This window comes from Spirillospora sp. CA-294931 (assembly GCF_050946795.1).
In the GTDB taxonomy this organism is placed as follows: Bacteria; Actinomycetota; Actinomycetes; order Streptosporangiales; family Streptosporangiaceae; genus Spirillospora.
Genome location: NZ_CP192006.1, coordinates 7,446,616 through 7,469,817 on the forward strand (window position 1 = coordinate 7,446,616; position 23,202 = coordinate 7,469,817).

General features: G+C 70.4%; 21 protein-coding genes. 13 read left to right on the top strand and 8 right to left on the bottom strand.

Annotated elements, in window-relative coordinates; translation table 11 throughout:
• Entirely contained in the window at positions 1 to 1,020 is a 1,020-nt protein-coding gene (locus ACQPY4_RS33650; RefSeq protein ID WP_433327897.1) for a hypothetical protein, read from the bottom strand.
• Between the two features lie 189 nt (positions 1,021 to 1,209).
• Between ACQPY4_RS33650 and ACQPY4_RS33655 the strand changes: the two genes are divergently transcribed.
• The 3 genes from ACQPY4_RS33655 to ACQPY4_RS33665 all read left to right on the top strand — a co-directional run bounded on the left by ACQPY4_RS33655 (position 1,210) and on the right by ACQPY4_RS33665 (position 3,399).
• Positions 1,210 to 1,803 carry a hypothetical protein gene (locus tag ACQPY4_RS33655; protein ID WP_433327899.1) on the top strand — a complete coding sequence of 198 codons (594 nt, stop codon included), beginning with the start codon at positions 1,210 to 1,212 and terminating at the stop codon, positions 1,801 to 1,803.
• 418 nt (positions 1,804 to 2,221) lie between these two features.
• Positions 2,222 to 2,647: a hypothetical protein gene (locus ACQPY4_RS33660; RefSeq protein WP_433327901.1), complete on the top strand. Its 426-nt coding sequence runs from the start codon at positions 2,222 to 2,224 to the stop codon at positions 2,645 to 2,647.
• 32 nt (positions 2,648 to 2,679) lie between these two features.
• Positions 2,680 to 3,399 (top strand): hypothetical protein, encoded by a 720-nt coding sequence (locus tag ACQPY4_RS33665; RefSeq protein ID WP_433327903.1) that lies wholly within the window; start codon positions 2,680 to 2,682, stop codon positions 3,397 to 3,399.
• A 478-nt stretch (positions 3,400 to 3,877) separates the two neighbouring features.
• Here the strand turns inward: ACQPY4_RS33665 and ACQPY4_RS33670 are convergent, their stop codons facing one another.
• A complete protein-coding gene (locus ACQPY4_RS33670; protein WP_433327905.1) occupies positions 3,878 to 4,420 on the bottom strand; it encodes a barstar family protein in 543 nt (180 codons plus the stop codon).
• 213 nt (positions 4,421 to 4,633) lie between these two features.
• Between ACQPY4_RS33670 and ACQPY4_RS33675 the strand changes: the two genes are divergently transcribed.
• Positions 4,634 to 5,392, top strand: a complete 759-nt coding sequence (locus tag ACQPY4_RS33675) for a peptidoglycan recognition protein family protein (RefSeq protein ID WP_433327907.1) — start codon at positions 4,634 to 4,636, stop codon at positions 5,390 to 5,392.
• Between the two features lie 760 nt (positions 5,393 to 6,152).
• Here the strand turns inward: ACQPY4_RS33675 and ACQPY4_RS33680 are convergent.
• A complete protein-coding gene (locus ACQPY4_RS33680; RefSeq protein ID WP_433327909.1) occupies positions 6,153 to 6,791 on the bottom strand; it encodes a LysE family translocator in 639 nt (212 codons plus the stop codon).
• A gap of 29 nt (positions 6,792 to 6,820) precedes the next feature.
• The gene (locus ACQPY4_RS33685) at positions 6,821 to 7,159 is read right to left on the bottom strand and encodes an MmcQ/YjbR family DNA-binding protein (RefSeq protein WP_433327911.1); all 339 of its coding nucleotides are present in this window, start codon (positions 7,157 to 7,159) and stop codon (positions 6,821 to 6,823) included.
• A 95-nt stretch (positions 7,160 to 7,254) separates the two neighbouring features.
• Between ACQPY4_RS33685 and ACQPY4_RS33690 the strand changes: the two genes are divergently transcribed.
• Genes ACQPY4_RS33690 through ACQPY4_RS33715 form a run of 6 tightly spaced genes read left to right on the top strand, consistent with a single transcriptional unit; the run spans position 7,255 to position 16,132 of the window.
• Positions 7,255 to 7,590, top strand: a complete 336-nt coding sequence (locus tag ACQPY4_RS33690; RefSeq protein ID WP_433327913.1) for a CU044_2847 family protein — start codon at positions 7,255 to 7,257, stop codon at positions 7,588 to 7,590.
• The gene (locus tag ACQPY4_RS33695; protein WP_433327915.1) at positions 7,587 to 9,248 is read left to right on the top strand and encodes a trypsin-like peptidase domain-containing protein; all 1,662 of its coding nucleotides are present in this window, start codon (positions 7,587 to 7,589) and stop codon (positions 9,246 to 9,248) included. The genes ACQPY4_RS33690 and ACQPY4_RS33695 overlap by 4 nt, the downstream gene beginning before the upstream one ends.
• Before the next feature lies 1 nt (position 9,249).
• Positions 9,250 to 10,224 carry an AAA family ATPase gene (locus ACQPY4_RS33700; protein WP_433327917.1) on the top strand — a complete coding sequence of 325 codons (975 nt, stop codon included), beginning with the start codon at positions 9,250 to 9,252 and terminating at the stop codon, positions 10,222 to 10,224.
• Positions 10,214 to 14,470, top strand: a complete 4,257-nt coding sequence (locus ACQPY4_RS33705) for an SAV_2336 N-terminal domain-related protein (RefSeq protein ID WP_433327919.1) — start codon at positions 10,214 to 10,216, stop codon at positions 14,468 to 14,470. The genes ACQPY4_RS33700 and ACQPY4_RS33705 overlap by 11 nt, the downstream gene beginning before the upstream one ends.
• A gap of 10 nt (positions 14,471 to 14,480) precedes the next feature.
• The gene (locus ACQPY4_RS33710; RefSeq protein ID WP_433327921.1) at positions 14,481 to 14,726 is read left to right on the top strand and encodes a hypothetical protein; all 246 of its coding nucleotides are present in this window, start codon (positions 14,481 to 14,483) and stop codon (positions 14,724 to 14,726) included.
• A gap of 2 nt (positions 14,727 to 14,728) precedes the next feature.
• Positions 14,729 to 16,132 carry a YrhB domain-containing protein gene (locus ACQPY4_RS33715; protein ID WP_433327923.1) on the top strand — a complete coding sequence of 468 codons (1,404 nt, stop codon included), beginning with the start codon at positions 14,729 to 14,731 and terminating at the stop codon, positions 16,130 to 16,132.
• On the opposite strand, the gene ACQPY4_RS33720 is transcribed toward ACQPY4_RS33715, so the two are convergent.
• From ACQPY4_RS33720 to ACQPY4_RS33735, 4 genes are read right to left on the bottom strand one after another with little or no spacing between them, the layout of a single operon-like run.
• Positions 16,102 to 16,917, bottom strand: coding sequence for a citrate/2-methylcitrate synthase (locus ACQPY4_RS33720; RefSeq protein ID WP_433327925.1), 816 nt, complete (start codon positions 16,915 to 16,917; stop codon positions 16,102 to 16,104). The genes ACQPY4_RS33715 and ACQPY4_RS33720 overlap by 31 nt on opposite strands.
• A complete protein-coding gene (locus ACQPY4_RS33725; RefSeq protein WP_433327927.1) occupies positions 16,914 to 17,666 on the bottom strand; it encodes a CoA-transferase subunit beta in 753 nt (250 codons plus the stop codon). Before ACQPY4_RS33725 ends, ACQPY4_RS33720 begins: the two co-directional genes overlap by 4 nt.
• Entirely contained in the window at positions 17,663 to 18,583 is a 921-nt protein-coding gene (locus tag ACQPY4_RS33730; RefSeq protein WP_433327929.1) for a CoA transferase subunit A, read from the bottom strand. The genes ACQPY4_RS33725 and ACQPY4_RS33730 overlap by 4 nt, the downstream gene beginning before the upstream one ends.
• Complete coding sequence (locus ACQPY4_RS33735; protein ID WP_433327931.1) at positions 18,568 to 20,025, bottom strand: aldehyde dehydrogenase family protein; 1,458 nt, start codon at positions 20,023 to 20,025, stop codon at positions 18,568 to 18,570. Before ACQPY4_RS33735 ends, ACQPY4_RS33730 begins: the two co-directional genes overlap by 16 nt.
• Positions 20,026 to 20,330: 305 nt before the next feature.
• Here ACQPY4_RS33735 and ACQPY4_RS33740 point away from each other — a divergent pair, with 305 nt between their 5' ends.
• Genes ACQPY4_RS33740 through ACQPY4_RS33750 form a run of 3 tightly spaced genes read left to right on the top strand, consistent with a single transcriptional unit; the run spans position 20,331 to position 23,181 of the window.
• A complete protein-coding gene (locus ACQPY4_RS33740; protein ID WP_433327933.1) occupies positions 20,331 to 21,431 on the top strand; it encodes an ABC transporter substrate-binding protein in 1,101 nt (366 codons plus the stop codon).
• Positions 21,428 to 22,342, top strand: a complete 915-nt coding sequence (locus tag ACQPY4_RS33745; RefSeq protein WP_433327935.1) for a hypothetical protein — start codon at positions 21,428 to 21,430, stop codon at positions 22,340 to 22,342. Before ACQPY4_RS33740 ends, ACQPY4_RS33745 begins: the two co-directional genes overlap by 4 nt.
• Positions 22,342 to 23,181: an ABC transporter permease gene (locus ACQPY4_RS33750; protein ID WP_433327937.1), complete on the top strand. Its 840-nt coding sequence runs from the start codon at positions 22,342 to 22,344 to the stop codon at positions 23,179 to 23,181. The genes ACQPY4_RS33745 and ACQPY4_RS33750 overlap by 1 nt, the downstream gene beginning before the upstream one ends.
• Positions 23,182 to 23,202: the final 21 nt, after the last annotated feature.

Below are 23,202 nucleotides of genomic sequence, written 5' to 3' on the forward strand. Positions count from 1 at the left end.
TCAAACCACCGCCAGCGCGTTCCGCGCCAATGCCGCCGCCTTCGCCGAAGCCTCGGCCCCCGGCCCCTTGGTCAGATACCTCGCCTGGACGACCACATTCGCCTTACGCGCCGTGACGAACACCAGCGTCGACTTCGACGAGTCCACGAAAACCTCCTCCGTGGCCTCCTCACCCACCCCCTTCAGCGGCTTGAACTCGTCCCCCCGCCATTTCCGGAGGAGCTCCCGCGCCGACCGCACCCCGTCACCCCCGAACGACCGCCGCCGCGACTTGATCCACAAACCCGCCGAACTCCCACCCGTCCCCTTCCAAGCGCACTCCGATTCGGGCCACCCCGAAGACGACTCCTTCGACTCGGTAACGACCATCCCCGCGCCCGCACCCTGCACCCCGCACGCACGCGGCACATCCCCCACCTCGGAACTCCCCGGCCACCAATAGTTCAGCCAAGGCCGCTCCACAGCCGCGAACCCCCCGACCAGAGCCCCCACCAGCCCCAACGCAAGAAGCCACCCGAACCGCCGCCGCCCCCGCTCGGGAACCGCCAGCCCATGAGCCCCGGCCCGCTCGTTCAACACGGCGACCGCGGCGTCGAACTCGTCCCGCGAAACCAGCAGCCCGTCCCGAGGCGCCGCCAGCACCACGCTCTTCGACCTCCGCTGCCGCTTCGCCGTCATCACGACCCGCCGCCCGAAGACCGTCCGCCGCACCCCGAACGACCGCACCTGCTCCCAGTTCCACTGCACGGTCTTGGCCGGCGTCTTGTTGAGCACCCCTTCGTCCCCGACCTCCGTCCGCCCCCGCGCCATCAGCCACACATACCGCCACGGCAACCACACCAGCGAAGCCAGCAACAACCCCACCGGCACGAACAACGCCGCCACGACCAACACGACCCGCGCCACCGGAAACACCCCGGTCGCCAACGTCACAACGAAGAACCCCGACACCACCAGAGCCAACGGCACCACCGCGACCAGGGGCCGCCGCGAAGGCCGCAGAACCTCAACCCGCTCCACCGAACCCTCCAACCGCGATCACCACAGGCGCCCCCAAGCATGCCGCGTCCCGCCCCTCAACGAAGCCGCATACCGCCCGAGACCACGGCGAAAGGTTTCCCGAACGAACCTCTTTGCTCGCAACGAGCACGTCTGTAAGCTTTCGCGCGTACTACGCACCCGTTGTCGGCTGGACGATCAGGGATAGCGATGCGAACCCGTCTGGTAGGTGTCCTTCGCCCCGGGCCCTGCCGTGCGGCCCTCACCGGGGCCCTCCTCGGGGCCCTCCTCACCGCATGCGGCGACAGCGGCTCCACCTCCGGCGGCGACTTCAAGCCCAACGGCTCCCCCACCACCGCCCAGGCGTCCCCAACCACCCCCACCTCCACCGCCCCCTCAGCCCTCCCGACCGAACAGGTCAACCAGACCGTCCTCCAGCGCTACCTGGAGTACCAAAAGGTCTACAAACGCGCCTACGAACAAAACGACCCCACCGAACTCGCCACAGTCGCGGTGAACCCCCTGCTGGGCCAGGTCTCGAAGGACGTAGAACGCACCAAAGCCAAGGGGCAGATCTGGCGCTTCACCAACGTGTCCAACCCGAAGGTGTACGCCCGCGCCAAGGACGGCGCGACCGTCTACGTGATCGATTGCATGCGAACGCTCTCGGGATACCGTTTCTCCGCCACGACGGGCAAGCGCACCGCTGGTGGGACTGGCGATGCCTTTGTCTACCGAACGGCTCTCCGCTACGACGCCGGCCTGTGGAAGGTCTCCGACAGCGTTCGGGACAAGAAATGCTGATCCCGGCATGCCGCGCCGCGCGAGAGTGCTCGCTATCGCCCCCTTGGGCGGTACGCAGGGAAGGAATCCAATGATCCCCGAACCTCGGTCCAGGCTTCCCAAGGGCCCCAAACTCGCCGGCGGCGGCCTTCTCCTCGTGGGCGCGCTCGCCGCTGCGTCGATCTCCGCGTCGCCGGCCCTGGCCGATCCATGCCGCGCTGGCAAGGACGGCAAGTTCCACTGCAATGCCGGCAACAGCGGTGGAGGGGGCGGAGGCGGAGGAGACACTAGCGGCGGCGGTGGTGGCGGAGGAGGTACCGGTGAGGTCGGCCCGGCCGATGGAACCGATGGGAGCGGGATCCCGGAGGCGGGTCCGAACGTCCCCACACCGCCACCCCCGCCTCCGGCAACGGCCCTATTGGCCGAGGAGGCCCGTTCGTTGGCGGTGCTCCCCGTACCCACCGTCCATACCTCTCCGGAGAAGAAGACGTACGTCCGGGTCAAAACGGGGTTGTGGGTGGAAGGCTTCACCACGGTGACCACCCCGACGATCCGAGTCGGCGCGCAAGCCGTGCAGGCCACGGCGACGCCGAAGTCAGTGACTTGGAGTCTCGGTGAAACCAACCTCACCTGTACCGACGCGGGCAGCCCGACCGGAACCACGTGCAGTCACACCTACAACCGGTCCTCGGCCGGTCAGCCCGGTGGGGTCTACCGGATCACCGCCACCATCACCTGGACCCTGACTTGGACCTGTGAAGGGACCGACTGCGACGACCGCACTGGAACCCTCAGCGATATGACCATGACCTCGCAGCCCACGCCCTTGACTGTGGGCGAGATCCAAACGAACACGAGGCAATGACCCGCGTATTCAGGAGCGCGAGCGAGGCTCGGGTGGTCCTCGCAATGCTCGCTGCCGCTCCGCTCGTCCTCGCAGCGGCCGGGTGCAGCGATGACAAGAAGAGCGCAGCTTCCACCACGCCCCCTGCGACCAGCAGCAGCGCCACGCCGCCGCCCAATTACTCGATGGAACAGGTCAAAGCGGGGCTGATCGCCGCGAAGGACATCAGGCCAGACGTCAGGGAAATCGACGTCGCTCTGAGAGAGCTGAAGGACGGCCGTGTCCCGGTTTGCTCGCTGTCTGGGTTCAAGCTGCCGACCGACCCCGAGACGACCGAACGGCAGTTCGCGAACTCCACGAAGGGTCCCAAACAATACGTGCACGCCCAGCTGATCGCGCGGTATCAGGAGGCGAAGGATGCATCCAGCGATTTCGAAATCCTGAAAAAGAAGGCGAAGGCGTGCCCCTCGAAACAAAAAGTCGCCCCAAAGAAGGTAGGCGAGAACCGGACCGCCTACGCGCATGATGACACCTGGCGCGTCGAGGAGGGAGTTCAAGAGGGTTGGGGACATCTCCGAGGCATCGAGCAGCAAACGATCGATCGCGCATCGAGCAAGTACAACGTGTACCACTTCACCTATGACTATGCTCTGCGCGGCAATCTCCTGGTCACCACACTTTCCATCGAACGAACTGAACCAAAGGAATCAGGCGCTCCGATCACAAAAAGAGCCACCGAGGTGCTGGTCAAGCAGCTGAAGAAATTCGGATGAAGTCGTAACGGCTGGCTCATTTCAGACTTCGAGGAAGTCGGAGTCTTGGGAGCAGGCTCGTCGGCTTTGGAGTTGGCGGCCATCACGGCGGTCACCCCTTCTGGCCGTCAGAACTCACCTGTGTCTTGGAGAGAAGATCCATCGTCCGAATGGCAATTGCCTCTGCGGCTATCGCGTCGGCGATGATGAATCCACCAGAGATCCTGGAAAGAACAAAGCCCGGCTCGCATTCTTCAGGATCCCGGCCTCCTGGTAGGCCGCCTACCACCTGGCACTGGCGTACCAGTCATCATCGCGTCCAGTGACTTCAAGACTGAAACCCAACCCTACGATTCACCCATGGGCGGTTTACAGTCCCCCAGGGCGCCTTCCGATGATCGCGATCCCCGAAGACTGATCATTCCGTCAATCTGCCGCACAAGGAGGGCCATGAGGTTCTCCAAGGATGGACTTCGCTTCCCATTCAACCAACGCTCGTCTATTGGTGATCGGGGGGGTGGCGGGATGTGGTTAGGGATTCGGCGGGGTTCCAGGGGATGGGGGTGGCGCCTACGGGGGTGAATTTTAGGGTGGGGTTGTTGGTTTGGATTAGGCACATCATGCGGTGGCCTGTTAGGGCGGCGGCTCTGGCTTGGGCGGCGAAGATGTCCAGGGTTGTCTGGGCTGGGGCTGGGTTTGTGGCGGTGAAGGTGTCGTAGGCGGTGATCACCAGGACGAGGCCGGTGGCTTGGGGGGTGGTGCCGTAGGCGTAGGCGGCTACGTCTCCCAGGCAGTCGTGGAGGGCGTCCAGGTTGTGGCCGTAGTAGGCGGGGAAGTCCAGGGCGGACGCGAAGGCTTGGTGGAGGTCTTGTTCGGTCGTCCAGGTAAGGGCGTCCAGGTGGACGATGTCGTAGCTCTGGGCTCTTAGGGCCTCTGTGGTTTCTTCCAGGAGGGCGGGGCGCCAGAAGAGGGTGATGAAGGAGTTCATCATCAGGCTGTAGGCGAGGTCGGACGGGTCTGCGTCCGGGGCGAAGGCGGCCATGGTGGGTGAGGCTAATCCAGCCGGGTGGAGAGGGGCGCGGCGGCTGGGGGTGGGCATCATCCCGGGGGGTCGGGCATTGACAACTAGTGCCATATGTGTGCGTTGGTTACATGCAATACGTATCAGAGTTGGTCCGGGCATCTCCTTGTATTGGCTGTGCGTCCGTATCTTCCCCTGTGTCCGGCTGACCGACGTATCAAGGAGCCCCCGCTCATGTCTCCAGCCAGTCATGTTCACCGTCGGAATCTTCTGAAGGGCGCCGCCGTCGTCGCGGGTGGTGTTGCTCTGGGCCTGCCCCGGCCTGCTCTGGCGCAGGATGCGCCGCCCGTCCACGATCGCGCGGCCTGGGGTGCGCGGCCCCCGAAGTCGGCGGCCGAGGTACTCGACCGGGCGCCCGATCATGTCGTGGTGCATCACACCGCGTCGCCCAACACCGCGGACTATTCGTTGGAGCACGCGTTCGCGCTGTCACGGTCCATCCAGAGCCACCACATGGACACCAACGGGTGGGCCGACACGGGACAGCAGCTGACGATCAGTCGCGGCGGCTTCCTGATGGAAGGGCGCAATCGGAGTCTGCGGGCGATCGGGGCCGGTGACCATGTGGTCGGGGCACACGTCGCCAACGAGAACAGCCATCTGGTCGGGATCGAGAACGAGGGTCTCTACATGACCGAAGGGCCGACGGACGCGCTGTGGGCGCGGCTCGTCGAGACCTGCGCGTGGCTGTGCGGGACGTATGGGCTCGATCCTCGCGTGCGGATCGTCGGGCACCGCGACTACAACAACACCGCGTGTCCGGGCGACCGGCTTTACGCGATGCTCCCGCAATTGCGGGACGAGGTCGCCGGACGTCTGGGACTGGCGCCCGCTCGGCGGATGCCCGAGCCCCGGGTTCCCAGCGGGCTGCCGGGGCCGCGTTTCCGCTTCGATCACGGTCCGGTTCTGGGACGGGGCGAGCGTCGGCCCTGACCACCCCCCTCCGTTTGCACGGCCCGGCTTCATTGCGTGGCCCCCGCCCCGCGGCGGCCCCACTCCATTGCGCGGCCCCGCCCCATTGCGCGGCCCCCGCCCCGCAGAGGCCGCCCCGCGGGGGGCTGCCCATCGAGGGACTGCCCCACGGGGGCCGCGTGAGGGGACTGCGTGAGGCGGGGCCACCTCGCGGGGGCCGCGTGACGGGGCCTCCCCACGGGGTCCCGTCACGGGGTCGCCGCACGGGGTCGCCGCACGGGGTCGCCGCACGAGGCCGCCGCACGAGGGCCACGCCCCACGGGGGGCCGCGTCACGGGGGGCCGCGTCACGGGGGGCCGCGTCACGGGGGGCCGCGTCACGGGGGGGCCGCGTCACGGGGGCGTGGCGCCGGGGCGTGGCGCCGGGGCGTGGCAGGCTGCGGGTGGGGTGGGCTGTGGGGGAGTTGGTGGGGGCGGTTGGGCCTGCGGGTTGGTCGCTGTCTTTTGCCACGGCTGGGAGGTGGGACGCCTTTTCCTCTCTGGGCGGGCAACTGGTGGCGTTGGTTGGTGTCCGCGTGGGTGTGGCGGTCGAATGCTGTCGCTTGCTCGACGCGGCGTTCAACGGGCCCGCCGTGCTGGTGGTTTTCGGGCTCGCGGCCTGAGTGAGCATGGCGGTCCTGCCGAGGGCCTGGCCGCGCTCGCGACGCGCGCAGTCGGGGGTTCGGCATCGTGCCGGTGTGGCGGGCGGGTTGCGATGCTCCGGCAGGGGGTGGGGGTCTTGGTTAGCGGCGTTCGATGGCTACTCGGACGCCGAAGGCTATGAGGATGGTGCCGGTGGTGCGTTCCAGCCAGGCTTTGACTCGGGGGGCCGTGAGGACGGCGCGGGCGCGGTGGACGAGGCGGGCGTAGGCGGTGAGCCAGATGAGGCCGATGGCCACGTGGAGGACGGTCAGGGCCACGGTCTGGGTCAGGACGGGCTGGTCGCGGTCGACGAACTGGGGCAGGAACGTCAGGAAGAACAGGGCCGGCTTGGGGTTGAGGACCGTGGTGATCAGGCCGACGAGGAAGGCGCGGCGGGGGGCTTCGGCGGGGAGTGGTTCTTCGTCGGGCGCGGGGGTCGCGGCCGAGCGCCTGGCCTGGCGGAGGGTTTGGACGCCCAGGTAGAAGAGGTAGGCGGCGCCCGCGTACTTGACGACCGTGTAGGCGGTGGCGGAGGCCACCAGGAGGGCCGAGAGGCCGGCGGCCAGGGCGATGCCGTGGACGAAGAGGCCGGCCAGACTGCCGAAGATGGTCTTCTGGGCCAGGGAGGCGCCGCCGACCAGGACCTGCCGGGTCACCAGCGCCATGTCGGCGCCCGGGATCACCGTGATGAGGATGGAGGCGACCAGGAAAGGGACGAGCAGATCGGGCGAAATGATCACAGAAAGATCGTTCCACACGGGTCGGGCATTCAGAAGGGGCCCTTGGCGGCCACGCTCTTGGGGACGACCATGCGCCAGGCGTCCAGGACGAGTTCGCGCATCTCTTCTTCGTCCAGGGCGGCGGTCCAGGTGTTCACCCAGTTGAAGCGGAGTTCCGATTCTCTGGGCAGGTGGAAGACGTCGGGGGCGGAGGCGATGAGCGCGTCGCGTTCCTCCCGGGGGAAGGCGACGCCCATGACGGTCTCGTCGCGGGAGAAGGCGACGTAGACGATCTGGCCGACGCGGAACTTCACCCGGTCTCTGATCAGGTGTTCCGTGGTGCGGGGCAGGGTGAGGGCGAGGCGCCGGACGTCGTCGACTGTGATCATTGCTCGGGCTCCTTTGGGGGCCGGTTCCGGCAACGGTCTCCGGACCTTTTCACGATCGCGTTAGATTGCGGTAGGCGACGAGAGGGGCTGCGACCGTGACCGAACTGGTGCGCTGGGAGACCGACCGGGGGCCCGTGATCGTCGAGGTGGACGGGAACGAGCCGGGGTTCCGGGCGGTGTCGCGACCCGGGGAGGTCGTGCAGGACGCCAAGACCCGGTTCGAGGACGCTCTGGTGAACGTGCGGGCGGCGGCCGAGACGGCGCTGAGCACGCTGCGTGACTCGTCGCTGAACCCCGACACCGTGGAGCTGGAGTTCGGTGTGAAGCTGAACGCGGCGGCCGGTGCGGTGATCGCGAAGACCTCGGTCGAGGGCCATCTGAAGGTGAAGCTGACCTGGGGGCCCGTGATGGTGGTCCAGGACGAGGAGTGACGGGCTGGCAGTGGCGCGCCCGGGTTCGGGTGCCGGACACCGGGCAGGTGGCGGCGGGCTTCCTGGTCGCGCCCGATCGGGTTCTGACGTGTGCTCACGCGGTCGACGGCGCGGGCGGTGCCGAGGTCGACTTCCCCGGGAGGCATGCGGGCTTGGCCGCGTCGGTCGTCCATGTCGGTGACTGGAAGCGCCAGGGTGACGACGGTGACGTGGCGGTGCTGCGGCTGGAGGCGCCGGTCGCGTTGCGGTGCGCGGGGTTCGCGGTGCCGGGTGAGCTGGACGCGCCGCTGCCGCCCACGCCGGGCAACCCGCTGGGACGCCGGACGCTGGCCACGTATGGTTTCCCGTTTTGGGACGAGGCGTTCGAGCGGCACGCCTCGGTCCGGACCGGTCCCGACATGGCGCAGGCGCAGGAGTGGTGGCAGCTCGACGTGATCGAGGGCGAGCGGATCCGGCCCGGTTACAGCGGCGCGGCCGTCTACGACCCGTATACGGGGCAGGTGGCGGGCATGGTCACCGACTCCGATCCGGACAGCGGCACCGCGCGGATGCTGCCCCTGTCGCGCCTCCGGCTGCATTGGGAGGGCCTGGACGATCTGCTGCCGCTGGGGTGGCTGACCGCGCCCGCGCGGCGCGAGCTGCGGCTTCTGCTGGACGGGGTGCGCGCGACCGACCCGATCGTGGCCGAGGTGGCGGCGGTGGCCGGACGTCCCGCGCCGCGCCGGTTCAGGTCGGCGTGGGACGCGGTGCGGTTCGTCGCGGAGGGGTGGGCCGAGGAGCGGCTCGTCCGGCTGCTGAAGGGGCTCCAGCGGCACCTGCCCGAGCTGGCCGCCTGGTCGGCGCGGCATCTGCCGGGCGCGGCGGCGGCGGTGGGCGGCGGGCCCGCGTCGGTGATCGTCCGGCTGGAGCGGGTGACGTTCGACAACGCCTACGACCTGACCGTGCACACCTGGATCGACGGCGCGGAGGGTCCCGCGCAGGACACCGTGCGGGTCACCGAGCGGCAGGTGCGGGCGGCGGTCGAGGAGCGGGTGGCGCGGGCGGGCGGCGCGGTCGTCGGGCGCGACTGGATGATCGAGTTCGCGGTGCCCGAGGGCTGGCTGAGCCGCCCGTTCGAAGAGTGGTACGTCGACCCGGTGCGGCGAATCCCCATGCGGATGTATCCGGTGGTGGTGCGGGACGTGGAGCGGCTGCGTCCCGACTCGATCCGGCGCGACCTGGCCTACCGGCGGTGGCGGTTGCTGGCCGCGCGGGGACGCAGCGAACCGCAGCCGGTCGGGTGCGACGCCCCCCGATCGGGACGGGCCTTCCAGACGTGGCTTGAGGCCAACAGCGACTTCTGCGTCCTGGTTTACGGGGCGCGTCCCGTGAAGGGATGGCTGACGGCGTCGCTCAACACGGGGGTTCCGGTGATGCTGTGGCCGCGCAGCAAGTGCGGCGACACGCACCATGGCGACTGCGCCGGGCACCAGACGTCGCGGGATCTGGCCGCGGCCGTGGCCGCGCACCGGGCCGAAGACCTGCCCGGCCTGGCCATGGCCCTGCGCCGCAAGGCCCTTCAGGCCGAGGCCGGAGAGCACCACTGTGGTCGCGACCTGACGTTGCTGTGGGACGATCCGTCCCGCTTGCCCGATCCCCCGCTCGCCATGGAGGTATGAGGTGCCCGACTGGCTGCTCTACACCGGGAGCCGCGTCCCGCACGACGGCATCGAACGGCTTCCGGAGCCTCCCCCGTGGCGCGAATTCGGCGGAGGCCCGCCGCTGCCCACGCCCCCCGGGGACGCGGGCAACCTGCATCAGGCGACGACCTACCGTCCGTCCGATGATGCGGTACAGCAGGTGAACGCCGCCCTTTACCTGCGCAGGCCGCTGCTTGTTACGGGGCCTCCCGGTACGGGCAAGTCCACGCTGGCCTATGCCGTGGCACACGAGCTGGGTCTGGGGCCTGTGCTGCATTGGCCCATCACCAGCCGCATCACGCTGCGGGACGGCCTCTACCAGTACGACCCGCTCACGCGGCTGTACGCGGCGAGCCGGTCCGACGGGGCGGCGGCCGAGGGCGACGACATCGGCCGCTACATCCGCCTGGGACCGCTCGGAACCGCGCTGCTGCCGTTCGCGCGTCCGCGCGTCCTGCTGATCGACGAGATCGACAAGAGCGACATCGACCTGCCCAACGACCTGCTCACGATCTTCGAGAAGGGCGAGTACGAGATCCCGGAGCTGACCCGGCGCGCCGAGCCCGACGCCGAGGTCATGACCGCCGACGGCGGCCGGAGCGTGACCGTGCGCGGCGGGACGGTCGGCTGCCGCGCGTTCCCGCTGGTGGTGATGACCAGCAACGGCGAGCGCGAGTTCCCGCCCGCGTTCCTGCGCCGCTGCGTCACCGTCGAGCTGCGCCAGCCCGCCGGGGAGGACGAGCTGGCCGCGATCGTCCGCGAACATCTCGGCCCGCTGGCCGACCGCAGCGACGACCTGGTGCGCCGCTTCCTGGAGCGCGCCCGCGCCGGGAGCCTGGCCACCGACCAGCTCCTCAACGCCGTCTACCTGTGCCGCCACGCCGACGCCGCCGACCGGCTCGACCTGGCCGACCGGATCATGCCGTACCTCACCGGCGCCGCCGATGACGATTGACCGCCTGCGCGACGCCCTCACCGCGCTCGGCCCCCCGGGCGCCCCGCCCGTCGATGCCGTCGAACTGAGCGAGATGCTCTGGCTCGCCTGCCAGATCTCCGTCCCCGAACCGGACGTGTCCGCCGCCGATCCGGTCGAGGAGGATCTGGCCGTACCCGGGCTCGTGGACGTCCCGTGGCAGCAGGGCGAGATACCGCCTCCCCCGGCATTTCCGTCAGTTCCCTCCCTGGCGGGGATGCCGCCCGCCGCCGAACTGCATCCGCCGTCACCCGAGCCGGGCGATGACGCCGTGGAGGTGCTCGTCCCGACGGCGCCGATGCTGGCCAACCCCCTGGGGCTCCAGCGCGCGCTTCGCCCGCTGAAGCGCCGTGTCCCGTCCGGGCACCGCCGGGAGCTGGACGAGGAGACCACCGCCGCGCGCATCGCCGACAGCCGCCTGTGGGCTCCCGTCCTGGTCCCAGAGCCCGAACGCTGGCTCACGCTCGGGCTGGTGGTCGACACCGGGCCGTCCATGCGGCTCTGGCGTCCCCTCGCCCGGGAGCTGACCGAGATGCTGCTCCGGCAGGGCGCGTTCCGCGACGTCCGCGTCGACCGGCTCGGACCCTCGGGGCGCCTCTCCTCGGGACGCGACCCGGCCACGCTGCTCGACCCGTCCGGGCGGCACGCCGTCCTGCTGCTCAGCGACTGCTCCGGACCGCACTGGTGGAACGGCCGCGCCGCCCGCGCCGTGCGACGCTGGGCCGAGGCCGGACCGACCGCGATCCTCCAGCCCCTCCCCGAACACCTCTGGCGCCGCACCGCCGCCCCCGCCACACCCGGCCTCGCGGTATTGCACCGACCCGGGGGGCCGAACACCGAACTCCGCTTCACGCCCCACGATGGCGAGCCCGCCCCGGGGCTGCCCGTCCCCGTCCTGGAGATCGCGCCCCGCTGGTTCGCCGGATGGTCCGCGCTCGTCTCCGGCTCCGGCCCCCAGCCGACGGCGATCACCACGCTGCCCGCCGCGCGCGTGGCGGCGCCCGTCCACCGCGAACGCGAACTGCCCGTCGAGGAACGCGTGCGCCGCTTCCTCGCAACCGCCTCCCCCGCCGCGTCCGAGCTGGCCGCCCATGTCGCGGTCTCCGTCCCGTCCCTGCCGGTGATGCGGCTCATCCAGCACCGCGTCCTCGGCGGCACGGGCCCGGGCCAGCTCGCCGAGGTCCTGCTCAGCGGCTTGCTCCGTCCGGTGGACGGCGAACGCTACGAGTTCGTCGACGGCGCCCGCGAGGCCCTGCTCGGCACGCTCGCCCGCCCCGAGGCCCTGCACACCCGCCACGTCCTGGAGGCCGTCTCCGCCGAGATCGAACGCCGCGCCGGGACGTCCGCCGAACGCTTCCACGCCCTCATCCGCGCCCTCGGCGGCGAATACGCCCTCCCACCCGGCGACCGCCGCTTCGCCCTCCTCAGCCCCCAAGCCCGAGCCATCCTCGACCCGCCCCTCGACCACGCCGCCCGAGCCGCCGCGTCACCACCGCGTCCTACTTCGCGCCCCGACCTGTTCAAGCTAATCGGGTCGAACCTGGGTGACGGGACAATCCTGCCGATCGGAATCTCGGAAGCCGGAGACCCGGTCGGCCCGCCTGCCCCTTGGTTGTCGCCATCAGGATCGATTGGCTACGTCGCCGGGGGCACCAAGGACGAGCGCGCCCACGTGCTGCGGACGGTCGCGACGACCCTGGCGATCCTCCGCCCTCCAGAACGCGCTGACATCGTCGTGATGGGCCAGGCTGCCGAGTTTGATTCGCTGCGAGACTTTCCGCACTGCCGAGTTCTGCACCTGGGCCGCGAACTCGAAGAGGAGCTTGAAACCTATATGGATGCCCTCGCGACAGACCGCCGGGGATCGCGCGAGTTGTACATCATCATCCATGACGCCCCTAGGGTCATGGCCCTGACGACCTCCGACTGGCGGATGCACCTGATCCAGAGCATGGCCGGAGATCCGCCGCCCTCGATCCCCCCCCAACCGTCCGCGCCGACGTGGACCTTACTGCTGAGCCCCGCTGGTCTCCAGCTAAAGATAAACGCGACCCATTGCTCGACATGCGGCGCAACTATTGAACCGAACGCCGTTGATGTCTGCGTCCGATGTGGCGCGAGCATCGTCAGCGACCTCATGCTCATCACGGTCGCCCAGGTCGCGGCATCTGCCTCGCCCTCCGAGGCGGTGATCGGGGTGGACGAGGACGGGACGCCGGTGGTGCTCGATCCGTTCGGGGACATGCGGACGGGGCCGCATGGGCTGGTGATCGGGCGCACGGAAGAGCGGCAGGCGATGCTGCGGACGGTCGTGTCCGCGCTCGCGGCGACTCGTGAGCCGAGCGAGCTGCGAGTCGTGTTCGGAGGCACGGGCGAGCATCCGCTCGGTGAGGCCGTCGGGCCGACGCATCTCGCGCTGGTCGAGTACGTCGGGCTCACGGTGGTCGAGGCGCTGGGGCGGCCCGACCGGCTGGACGAGTTCATCCGCTATCTGGGCGCCGAACTCGACGAGCGGCGGGACACGTCCGATGCGCGGCGGCTGTTGCTCGTGGTGGTAGACGTCTCGCTGACCGTCCCGACCAGCCGTCCCGGGCTGGGCGAGGTGCTGCTGCGGATCGCGCAGTCGGGACGGGAACTCGGCGTCCACCTGATCCTCGGGACGTCCGAGCTCCAGACGACGACGATCTGGGCGCGGCTGCTCAAGCTGCTGAACTGGCGCATCGCGGTGAGCCCGCTCCCGCCCAAGGAATCCCTTTCGGTGCTGGGCCGAGGCCGGGTGCCCGAGGGCGTGCACCTGCGCATCGGCGGGGAGGCTCCGGTCGCGCTCCTCCCAGAGCAGGACGCTCCCGATCTTGCGGTGATCAACGGTGTCGACACCGCCGACCGGTTCGCGTTCTGGGCGGCGCTTCAGGCATTCCGCTCACAGAATGTCTTCATCGGCATGGGAGGCGACGGCATGCCCGTGCCGATCCCCGGGCCGGGCGACCCGGTCTGGGTGCACGGGCTGATCGAGGGCGACCGGCAGGCCCGCGAGCGGGCCCTGCTGATCATCGCGCTGGGGCTGGCCTTCACGTTCAGTCCGGCGCAGCTCGTCCTGGCCGTGACCGGGATGCCTCATGGCCCGATCGACGCGCTGGCCGCGCATATCGCCCTGCGCACCACGGGCCCGCAGAACAGCTCCGAGACGTGGGTCGACACGCTCGTCACCGAAATGGCCCGGCGCCGCTCGTTCCTGCGCGAGCGTGGCGCGCTGTCCTGGGAGGAACACCGAGAGAGGAACTCCGAGCCGCTGCCCATGCTGGTCGTCCTGGCCGACCTGTCGCCTGACGCCGACCATGTCAACGGCCTCCAGCGTCTCCTCTACGACATCGCCCAGTACGGGCACCTCATCGGCATGCGGCTCTTCCTCGCGACCGAGGACGGTCAGGGGCCGGACTTCACCAGCGACCACCTGCGCTGGCGGCTCTCGGTGAGCCGTTCGCCGGGATCCGGCAACGTGACGGGCCGGATCACGACCCCCGATCGGAACCGGACTCCGTGCGTGCTCGCCGCAGTGCCGTCCGAGGAGGACATCGCCCGGCCGAGTGCCCATGCCAGACGCTTCGGGGCCACCAAGGGGTTCCTCGGTCCCCTGCCCGCCGACCGCCCCATCCCTCTCGGACGCGATTCGCGGACGCACGACCCGGTGTTCGTCGACTTCGACCGCGACCGGCATCTGCTGATCTCGGGCGCGACCGGGTCGGGCAAAGCCTCCGTGCTGCGCATGCTTCTCATCGAGATCGCCGAGCGCAATGCCGACAGCGGAGCATGGATCGCCATCTTCGACCCGGGTCAGACGCTGTACGAGGTGGCCCGCGATCTCGGCCCCGCCCCACCCGGGAACCTGCGTGTCCGTCACGCCGGCGCCCCCGACCGGATCGTCTCGCTCGGATACGAGGTCAAACAGCGCGCCGCGCGTGGCGGGAAGCTCTTCGTCATCGTCGACTACGGCTTGGGCGCCCAGTCGCTGGACGCCATGGTCGAGGTGGCCGAGCGGCATGAGAAGGTCCACCTTCTCGCCTACGGTCCCGAACCGCCCAGCCCGGCCGCCCGGGCGCTGCGGGACGCCGGTACCCCCACCCTCCTCCTCAGGGGCGGCACAGGGCCGGGGCAACGTCGCATCCCCCGGGAGGCCGCGCTGATCCGGCGAGAGTCGGCACAGGCGATCGAGATCACGCACCTCCCCTAGAGTTCCGGGCATGGACGATGAGGGCCTGGGCGGGCGGGATCTGGTCGCGCGGTGGGGCTTCGTCTATGACTACCCCGACGACCCGCCCGGCGGGTTCGTGGCCGGTCAACTCGTGCTGGGCCGCGACGGCGTCCTGCTCCGTCGCTACGACGGCACCACCGTGTGGCAGCAGGTGACATGGTGGCCGGGCGAGGACGATCCGCGGCGAGCAGCAGGGTTGCTCCGGAGGCGCGGCTACCAGCTCCGGGAGCTGTGAGCGTGGACGCCGAGGAGGCGGTCGGGCTCGTCGAGGCGTGGATGCGGACGCGCACCGGGAAGCGGGTCACCGGCGGGCCCCGACAGGTGTGCGTCGATCGCCGTTACGTGCTGCGCGGGGCGGAAGGGTGGGCGGTCCCCTACGACCGGATCAGGGCCGTCGTGGACGGCGACCCGTCGGCATCGATCGTCCCGAAGCCGTCGATCATCGTCCGGGTACCGGGCGGGGAGCTGCGGCTGAGCACTGGGCGGGGCGGGCCGAGCCTGCCCGTGCCGGACGCCAAGGGCGTCACCTGGAATGAGCATCTGGAGCCGGGGCTGGCCAACAGCGGCGTGGCGTTTCTGGGCTTCCCTCGCGAGGCGATCATCGCGTGGGGCACGGACAAGGGCGAACTCAGGCCCAACCCCGAGTGGAAGCCAGGTCCGGCGCGTCTGGGGTATCCCCCGGCCGAGACCAAGCTCGACCATCTACTCGCGTTCCATGACTTCGGGTGGCTCGATCGCGAGCGCTTCCTGCTCGGCCTGCTCAATGTCGAGCTGCTGATCCCGGCCGGGTCCGCGAGCGTCTACAGCTCCCCGCGCTGGCTCCCCCAGGGGACGACCAGATGGCTCTGCATCGACACCGGGACGTTCATGCAGGAGTTCCCAGAGGCGAGCCTGTCCATCAACCCGGGCGGACGGCCGGGGGCATTCGTGACGGCCGAGGAGCTGCGGTGGGCCTCGTCCCGGACGGCGATCCGGCCGCAGGCGGCGGTCAGACGGGTCGAAGAAGCGACCGAACTTCCGGAGCCGGTGCGTCCCATCACGGGTGCGTTCGTGGGGTTCGCCCTCGGCGACGCGCTGGAGTCTGGAGGCGCCGCGACCGAGGCGCTGCTGCGGGGCGAGCCGTCGCCCCGTCCCTGCGACATCTGGCCGGGCGTGATCACGGGGGCGGTGGACGCCGCGCGGCGGTTCGCGGCCGATGCCGACCGGCCCACGGCGGACGCGGTCGTCCTCCTCGCCGGGCTCTTCGCCCGCCTCTACACCGACCGCCCGTTCCTGCACGACCTCCTCGCCGAGCGAGATGCCGGAGTCCACTCCGGGGTAGTCGCCCAGGTCCTGGACGTGTTCGCCCGCCCGTCCCTGGACGACGCCGCCCTGGTCGCATCGATCAAAGATCCCGACCCACAATCACAGACCATGGGACGGGCACTGGCAGCCGTAGTCCGCTGCACCCACGACCCCGAAAAACTCCTCATGACCGCCGCCGCCCACCCGGGAAGCGGAGCCCTGGCAGGCGCGCTGATCGGCGCTCGCGTAGGCGTCCCCGGCCTGCCCCAGGACCTGCTAAGCGGCCTGGAATCTCGCACCCGTATCGAAGCGACCGCGAACCAGCTCTACAGAGCCCTGTCCCCAGGGCCGTCGTAGTGGTCAGGCCCCTGCATCTCCAGTGACAACGGCTGGACCATGTCGGAATTGGCCGAAGCACGCCAGCCCTTCTCCCGGGTGGCCTCCTCGATGGAGTGCGCGCAGAGCGACAGCGAGCGGCAGACGATGAACAGGGCCTTGAGCTGGAGCGGCTCGTAGCCCATGTCGAGGCCGATGCAGCCCATCGAGCCGGGGCCGTTGATCCAGATCCGGCGGCCGAAGACGTCCTCGGTGGCGTCCTCCATCGCGCGGGCGATCGCGACGAAGCGGCCGGAGATGCCCAGCTCGTCAGCCAGACCCAGCAGCCGTTCGGTGCGGGGGTCGCGAATGTGCTGGGCGTGGTGGAATCCGGGCATCCGCTCGCGGCGCTCGCGCATCTCGGCGACGACCTTCGCCGCCGCCTCGGCGTCGGACAGGCCGTCGCGGGTCGCGCGCTCGGCGACGTCCAGGTACATCTGGGCGGGACGGTCGGCGGTGCCGTGCAACCGGCCGATGCCCGCCACGCCCGCGGCGACGGCGGCGTTGAGGTCGGCGCCGCCGGAGGTGGCGAAGCGGACGGTGGCCGAGGACGGCGACATGGCGTGCTCGGCCATGTTCACCATGATCGCCTCGGTCATCGCGCCGACCTCGCGGGTGGGCAGCTCGCCGCGCAGGACCAGGTGGAAGTGCTCGCCGAAGGAGATGTTCCCGGTGAGCGCGTTGACGTCGTAGCCGCGCACGACGATGCGGTCGCGGTTCTTCCAGGCGATGCCCGTCTCCCAGGCGAAGGGCTTCTTGTCGGTCACTGGTTCTTCCTTTCGGGAAAGTAGACGTGGCCCGGGTCCAGGACCTCGCGCAGGAGGGTCAGCTCGGCGTCCGAGGGCGGCTCGACGGTTCCGGCGGACGCGGCGACGTCCGGGACGAACCCGGTCGCGGCCAGGACGTCGTCGAGCGTGGCGCCGGGCATGAGCGCGGTCACGGTCAGGGCCGAGTCGGACGCCTCCATGACGCACAGGTCGGTGATGACCTTGACGTCGAGCGGCGGGAGGCCCGCCCGCTTGCGGGCGCCGGGGCCGGTGAGGAACCCGGGGCTGGTCAGGTGGTCGCAGCGCTCGGGGAACCGGCGCCGCTCGTGGTCGGTGAGGATGACGACCTTGCGGCAGTGGCTGGCGATGTCGTTGGCGCCGCCGCTTCCCGGGAGGCGCTTGCCCGCGACCGTGGTGGAGTTGATGTTGGCGTACCGGTCGATCTGTGCGCCGCCCAGGAACCCGGTGTGCACCATGCCGCGCTGGACGAGGCCGCCGAGCGCCTCGAACAGCGAGCCGTGCCGGGACGCCCCGTTCATCAGCCGGGGGTCCACGACCGAGACGGGGGTGGGGACGACCTTGGGGAACACCACGCCGGACTCGATGACCAGCCGGGCGCCCGGGGCGTGGGTCCGCTGCGCGAGCGTGGCCGCCAGCAGCGGCAGCCCGGTGCCGACGATGACGACGTCCCCGTCCCGGATCTGCCGTGCCCCCTCCACCGCGAGGATCTCGCGGGGCAGTGCGATCACGTGTAACTCCTCATCGAGCGGGTGAGCGCGTCGCGGCGGGCGGAGCCGGGGTCGGCGCGGTCGAGGTAGTCGCCGAACCCGGCGGGCTCCCTGACGTTGGCGTCGATCCAGGCGGCGAACTCCGCGCCGTCCGCGCGCGCGACGCGCTGGTAGTCCTTGATCTCGTCCTCGGCGAAGTCGTACCGGCGGTACACCGAGGTGGGGTAGGCGCCGTAGGGCTGCTCGACGACCGCCGTCACGTAGGCGCCGGGGATGGTCACGCCCTCCGGTCTGGCCGACAGGACGCCCTCGTCGACGATCTCCTCGGCCGACACGATCGTGGTGGTCGACGCGCGGACCATGTCGACCTCGTGGCTGGTGACGCCCTCGATGACGACGTTGCCCGACGGGTCGGCGCGGTGCGCGTGGACGACGGAGACGTCCGGGGTCAGCGCCCGCACCAGCACGATCGGGTCGCCGCTCCAGGGGTCCTCCGACAGCCGGGCGATGCCGCTGTCGCTCAGCGCGGTGAGCACGTCGGAGCCGAGCAGGCTGCGGGTGGGCAGGAACGGCAGGCCGTTGGCGGCCGCCGCGAACCGGGTGGCCATCGCCAGATGGCTGTGGTCGCGGACATCGACGTCGCCGCGCTCGACGGCGCGGCGCCAGGCGAACAGCGTGCCGTAGCGTTCCAGGTTGCCCGAGCCCTGCTCGGTGCGGGCGACCAGCCCGCACGCGACCAGGATGTCCAGCGGCAGCGACAGGTTGCAGCCCACGACGGTGAGCCCGCCGACGCCCTGCCGGGCGATCTCGTGGACGAGGGCCATCGGGCAGCGGTTGATGTTCTGCCCGCCCATGCCGACCACCGCGCCCGGCCTGACCAGGGTGCGCACCGCCTCCTCGGCGGTCAGCACCTTGGAGCCGGTCAGTAGCTGATGCACGCCGACCGCCATTCGGTGTAGAAGTCCCAGACCTGCGGGGAGCATTCGGGCGGGCCGAACTGCGACAGCTTGGCGCCCATGTGCGGCAGGTGGGCGTAGGCGCCGACCCCGGGACGGTTGACGTGCAGCATCCCGGCCTCGAACCGCTCCAGCGCCTCGAACGCCGTGGCCATGTCGCGGGTGAAGATCGTCCCGGACATCCCGTACCGGACGGAGTTGGAGATGCGCATCGCGTCGTCGAAGCCGTCGCAGTCGATCACCGACAGGACGGGCCCGAAGATCTCCTCCTGCGCGATCTCGGAGTCCCACGGGACGTCGCGCAGCACCGTCGGCTGGACGTAGTAGCCCTCGGGGAGCCCTTCGGTGGCGCGGGCGCCGCCGACGGCGACCTCGGCGCCGGTCTCCTGGGCGGCGGCGATGGCGTCCAGGCAGGCGGTCATCCGCTGCTCGTTGACCACGGGGCAGATGTCGGCGCCGGGACGCAGTCCGGCGACGCGGGCGACGAGCCGGGTCAGGAACTCCTCCTTGACCTTGACGTCCACGATCACGCGGGAGGTCGCGCTGCACCGCTGCCCGGCCTGGCCGAAGGCGCCGTGGACGACCGCCGCGACGGCCTTGTCGAGGTCGGCGTCGGCCAGGACGAGCACGGCGTTCTTGCCGCCGAGTTCGAGCTGGGTGCGCAGCAGCCGGGGCGCTCCGGCCTGCTGGATCTTGAGCCCGACCGGGAGCGAGCCGGTGAAGCTGATCCCGGCCACGCCGGGGCTGGTGACCAGCGCCTCGCCCGCGGCCAGGTCGCCCTGGACGAGGTTGAGCACGCCCGCGGGGACGCCCGCGTCGGCGAAGATCTCGGTCAGCAGCGCGGCGGTGAGCGGGGTGAACGGGGAGGGCTTGAACACCGCCGCGCAGCCCGCGAGCAGCGCCGGGGCGATCTTCCACATGGGGATCGCCAGCGGGAAGTTCCAGGGGGTGATGAGCCCGACGACGCCGAGGGGGGCGCGGAAGGTGTAGGCGAGGGTCCGGGGTTCCTCGGCGGGGGTCGTCACGCCGTTCAGCCGGCGGGCCTCGCCCGCGGTGAAGTCGATGACGGCCAGCGCGCGCCTGACCTCGCCGCGCGCCTCGGACAGCAGCTTGCCCTGCTCGCGGGAGATCGCGACGGCCAGGTCCTCCGCGCGCTCCTCGACCAGCCGCTCGGCCGTGCGCAGGTACTCGGCGCGGCCGAGCGGGCCGAGGGCCTTCCAGGCGGGGAACGCCTCGGCCGCGGCGGCGACCGCGTAATCCACGTCGGGCCCGCCGGACTCGGCGAAGTCGCCCAGGTGGTCCGAGACGTCGGCCGGGCTGCGGTTCGGCCGGGTCAGACCGCTCTCGGGCGGGCGCCATTCCCCGCCGATGAAATTCCGCAGGAGATGCCCGGCGGAATGACTGGACGCGTTGCTGGTTGCCATGCCCGCCAGCATGTCCCGTGCGGAAAGTCCCCCACAATGGGCACTTGACGATGCCGCCCATAGACCAGCGCTATACAGCGGAACACCTCGGCTGACCAGCGGTAACGCCGGGTGAATCGATGGCGTCCAGGACGTTGCGCCGATATTGCGGCGCTTTCACATTCCCAGGTCAGGGCCCCCGGGATCGGTGCTGCCTATAGGGGTCATAGCCATATGGCGGTGGCAGGCCCCATAGGGGGGAGTTAGACATGCTCGCACAGCGGGTCAGCTTGTCGGCAATACAGATGGAAGCGGAAGGGCAGACAATGAGAACACCCCGTAGGCTCGCCACCGTGCTGGTGTCGGCCGGGCTGCTCGGCGGCCTGGCCGGCTGCGGCGGGTCCGAGGGCACCGTCGACGGCTACGACTGGAAGGCGGCCCCCGACGCCTCCAAGATCGCGGCGCAGGGCAAGGACCTGCCGACCTACGGCCTGGCGCCCGACTGGGCCAACTACGGCGAGGTCGTCAAGGCGTTCTGCGCCAAGCACGGCGGTACGTGCGCGCACAAGGACACCGACATGTCCTCGGCCGACGAGATCCAGAAGTTCGACGCCGAGCAGAAGAACCCCGTGGGCACCGCCAGCGACATCGGGCTGATGTGGGGCCCGGTCGCCGAACGCAAGGGCGTCGTCCCGGCCTACCTTCCGCCGTCGGCGGGCAAGCTCAAGGACTGGCAGAAGGCCAAGGAGGGCGGCTGGGTCGCCACGTTCGTCGGCACGCCGTCGTTCGTGGTCAACACCGCCAAGGTGAAGAACCCGCCCCGCACCTGGCAGGACCTGCTCAAGCCCGAGTACAAGGGCCAGATCGCGACCAAGAACCCCGCCTCCTCGGGCACCGGCCAGGCCATGGTGGTCGCGGCGGCCGTGGCCAACGGCGGCGGCGTGGGGAACCTCGGTCCCGCGTTCGAGTTCTTCGCCAAGCTGAAGAAGTCGGGCAACCTGTCCGACGCCAAGATGAGCGAGGAGACGCTGGAGAAGGGCGAGGCGCCCATCCAGGTCAACTACGACTTCAACGGCATCGCGCAGAAGAAGGAGCTGGGCGCCAAGGGCGTCCGGCTCGAAGTGATCATCCCGTCGGACGGGTCGATCTGGGCGCCGTCCGGGCTGATCGTCAACCGGTACAACACCGCCAAGGGCGACTTCCTCAAGGCGTTCATGGAGTACGTCCTGACCGACGAGGGCCAGCTGGGCTTCGCCGCGTCGGGGGCGCGTCCGATCAGGGCCGTCAACGGCGACCTCCAGGTCCCGGCCGGGAAGCGCGAGAACTGGCTGCCGGAGAAGGACTACGCGCCGGTCAAGGAGATCGAGTACTCCAAGATCGACCCCGAGGAGATCGTGACGCAGTGGGAATCGAAGGTCGTGGCGTGACGACCGCGACCGGGGCACGCGCGCGCGACGACGCGCCCCCGGCCGCGCCGCGCGACGTCCCGTCCCGCCGGGCACGGCTCGGCCGCCGCCTCGGCCGGGCCGTGACCGGCTGGCTGCCCGCGCTGCCGCTGCTGGCGTTCGCGCTGGTCCTGCTCGTGCTTCCGGCGGCCCGCCTGCTGAACGACACCTTCGCGCTGCGGGCGGGCGGGTACGGGCTCGACAACGTCCGCAAGGTGATCGAGAACCCGGTCGACCGCGAGGCCATCGGCAACTCGCTGGCCCTGGGCGCGCTCCAGGCCACCCTGTCCGCCGCGATCGGCGCCCCGGCGGGCTGGCTGATCGCGCGGATGCGGGTGGCGGGCCGCGCCACCTGGCTGGCGCTGATGAACGTGGCCGCCAACTTCGCCGGGATCGGGCTGGCGTTCGGGTTCGTGGCGCTGATCGGCACCACCGGGATGCTCACCCACCTGCTGAGCCTGGAGTTCCCCTCGACGGGTTCGTTCACCGGCATGAACGCGGCCTACCTGTACTTCAACGTGCCGATGTTCGTGCTGCTGACGCTGCCCGCGATGAGCGTGCTGCGGGACGACTGGTGGGAGGCCGCGCAGGTCTGCCACGCCACCCGCGCCCAGTACTGGCGGCGCATCGGCGTCCCGGTGCTGGCTCCGTTCGTGCTGGCGGGCTGGCTGCTGATCTTCACCTGGACGATCGGCATCTACGCGGTGACGTACGCGCTGGCGTCCGGGCCGCAGAGCGTCAAGCTGATCACCCTGCAGATCGGGGCGACGCTGGAGTCGTCGGTCTTCGGGCTGGAGCGTGCCGCCGTCCTGTCGGTGCTGCTGATGATCCTGGCGGCGGCGGCGACGGCCCTGTACCGGCTGGCGATCCGCCGCGCGACGAGGTGGCTGTGATGATGAGGACGCGACGGCTGGGGTCACGGTTCTTCCTGGCGCTGCTCGCCCTGTACTTCGCGCTGCCGCTGCTGGCGGCGGGCCTGTACTCGGTCGCGACCCGGTGGGGCGACAGCGCCCTGCCCAGCGGCTACACGCTGAGCCACTGGCTCGACGTCTTCGCCCGTCCCGAGGTGTCGGGCGCGCTGGGCCGCTCGTTCCTGCTGGCGGGCGTCGCGCTGGCGATCGACCTGGCACTGGTGGTTCCCGCCGCCTACTGGTCGGTCGTGCGGAACCCGAGGATCGGCTCGGTCGTCCAGACCGTCGCGGTGATCCCGTTCGCGATCCCGTGGGTCGTCGTCGGCGCGGGCCTGCAACTGGTCGTCAAGGACGCCGCGCCCGAGCTGTTCGGCACGTTCTGGCTGCTGGCGGGCGCCACGGCGGCGATCGCGTTCCCGTTCCTGTACTGGGCGGTGGAGAACGCGCTGATCGCCGCGGACGCCCGGCGGCTGAGCGAGGCCGCCGCGACCTGCGGCGCGCACCCGATGGTGACGCTGGTCCGGGTGATCGTCCCGGCGATCAGGGGCGGGCTGGTGTCGGGCTCGCTGCTGGTGGTGGCGACCGCGATGAACGAGTTCGCGCTCGCCAAGATCCTCACCGGGACGCGGTACGAGACGCTCCCGCTGTGGTCGGCCCGGCAGTTCACCTCCCGCTCGGGCGGCGACCCCAACGCGCTCGCGGTGATCACGATCTTCACGTTCGGGCTGCTGTTCGCCATGTCGGCACTGGTGGTGTGGATGGGGCGCGGCAGGGCCGCCTCCTCCACCATGTCGCTCGCCCGCACAACCGAGAAAGGCTGACCATGCCCCATGTCGTCCTCA

Excerpts from the sequence above, each read along its gene's own strand:
- ACQPY4_RS33750 (WP_433327937.1), top strand. The coding sequence starts at position 22,342 with ATGATGAGGACGCGACGGCTGGGGTCACGGTTCTTCCTGGCGCTGCTC.
- ACQPY4_RS33655 (WP_433327899.1), top strand. The coding sequence starts at position 1,210 with ATGCGAACCCGTCTGGTAGGTGTCCTTCGCCCCGGGCCCTGCCGTGCG.
- ACQPY4_RS33685 (WP_433327911.1), bottom strand. The coding sequence starts at position 7,159 with ATGATCACAGTCGACGACGTCCGGCGCCTCGCCCTCACCCTGCCCCGC.
- ACQPY4_RS33705 (WP_433327919.1), top strand. The coding sequence starts at position 10,214 with ATGACGATTGACCGCCTGCGCGACGCCCTCACCGCGCTCGGCCCCCCG.
- ACQPY4_RS33675 (WP_433327907.1), top strand. The coding sequence starts at position 4,634 with ATGTCTCCAGCCAGTCATGTTCACCGTCGGAATCTTCTGAAGGGCGCC.
- ACQPY4_RS33735 (WP_433327931.1), bottom strand. The coding sequence starts at position 20,025 with ATGGCAACCAGCAACGCGTCCAGTCATTCCGCCGGGCATCTCCTGCGG.
- ACQPY4_RS33670 (WP_433327905.1), bottom strand. The coding sequence starts at position 4,420 with ATGGCCGCCTTCGCCCCGGACGCAGACCCGTCCGACCTCGCCTACAGC.
- ACQPY4_RS33710 (WP_433327921.1), top strand. The coding sequence starts at position 14,481 with ATGGACGATGAGGGCCTGGGCGGGCGGGATCTGGTCGCGCGGTGGGGC.
- ACQPY4_RS33740 (WP_433327933.1), top strand. The coding sequence starts at position 20,331 with ATGAGAACACCCCGTAGGCTCGCCACCGTGCTGGTGTCGGCCGGGCTG.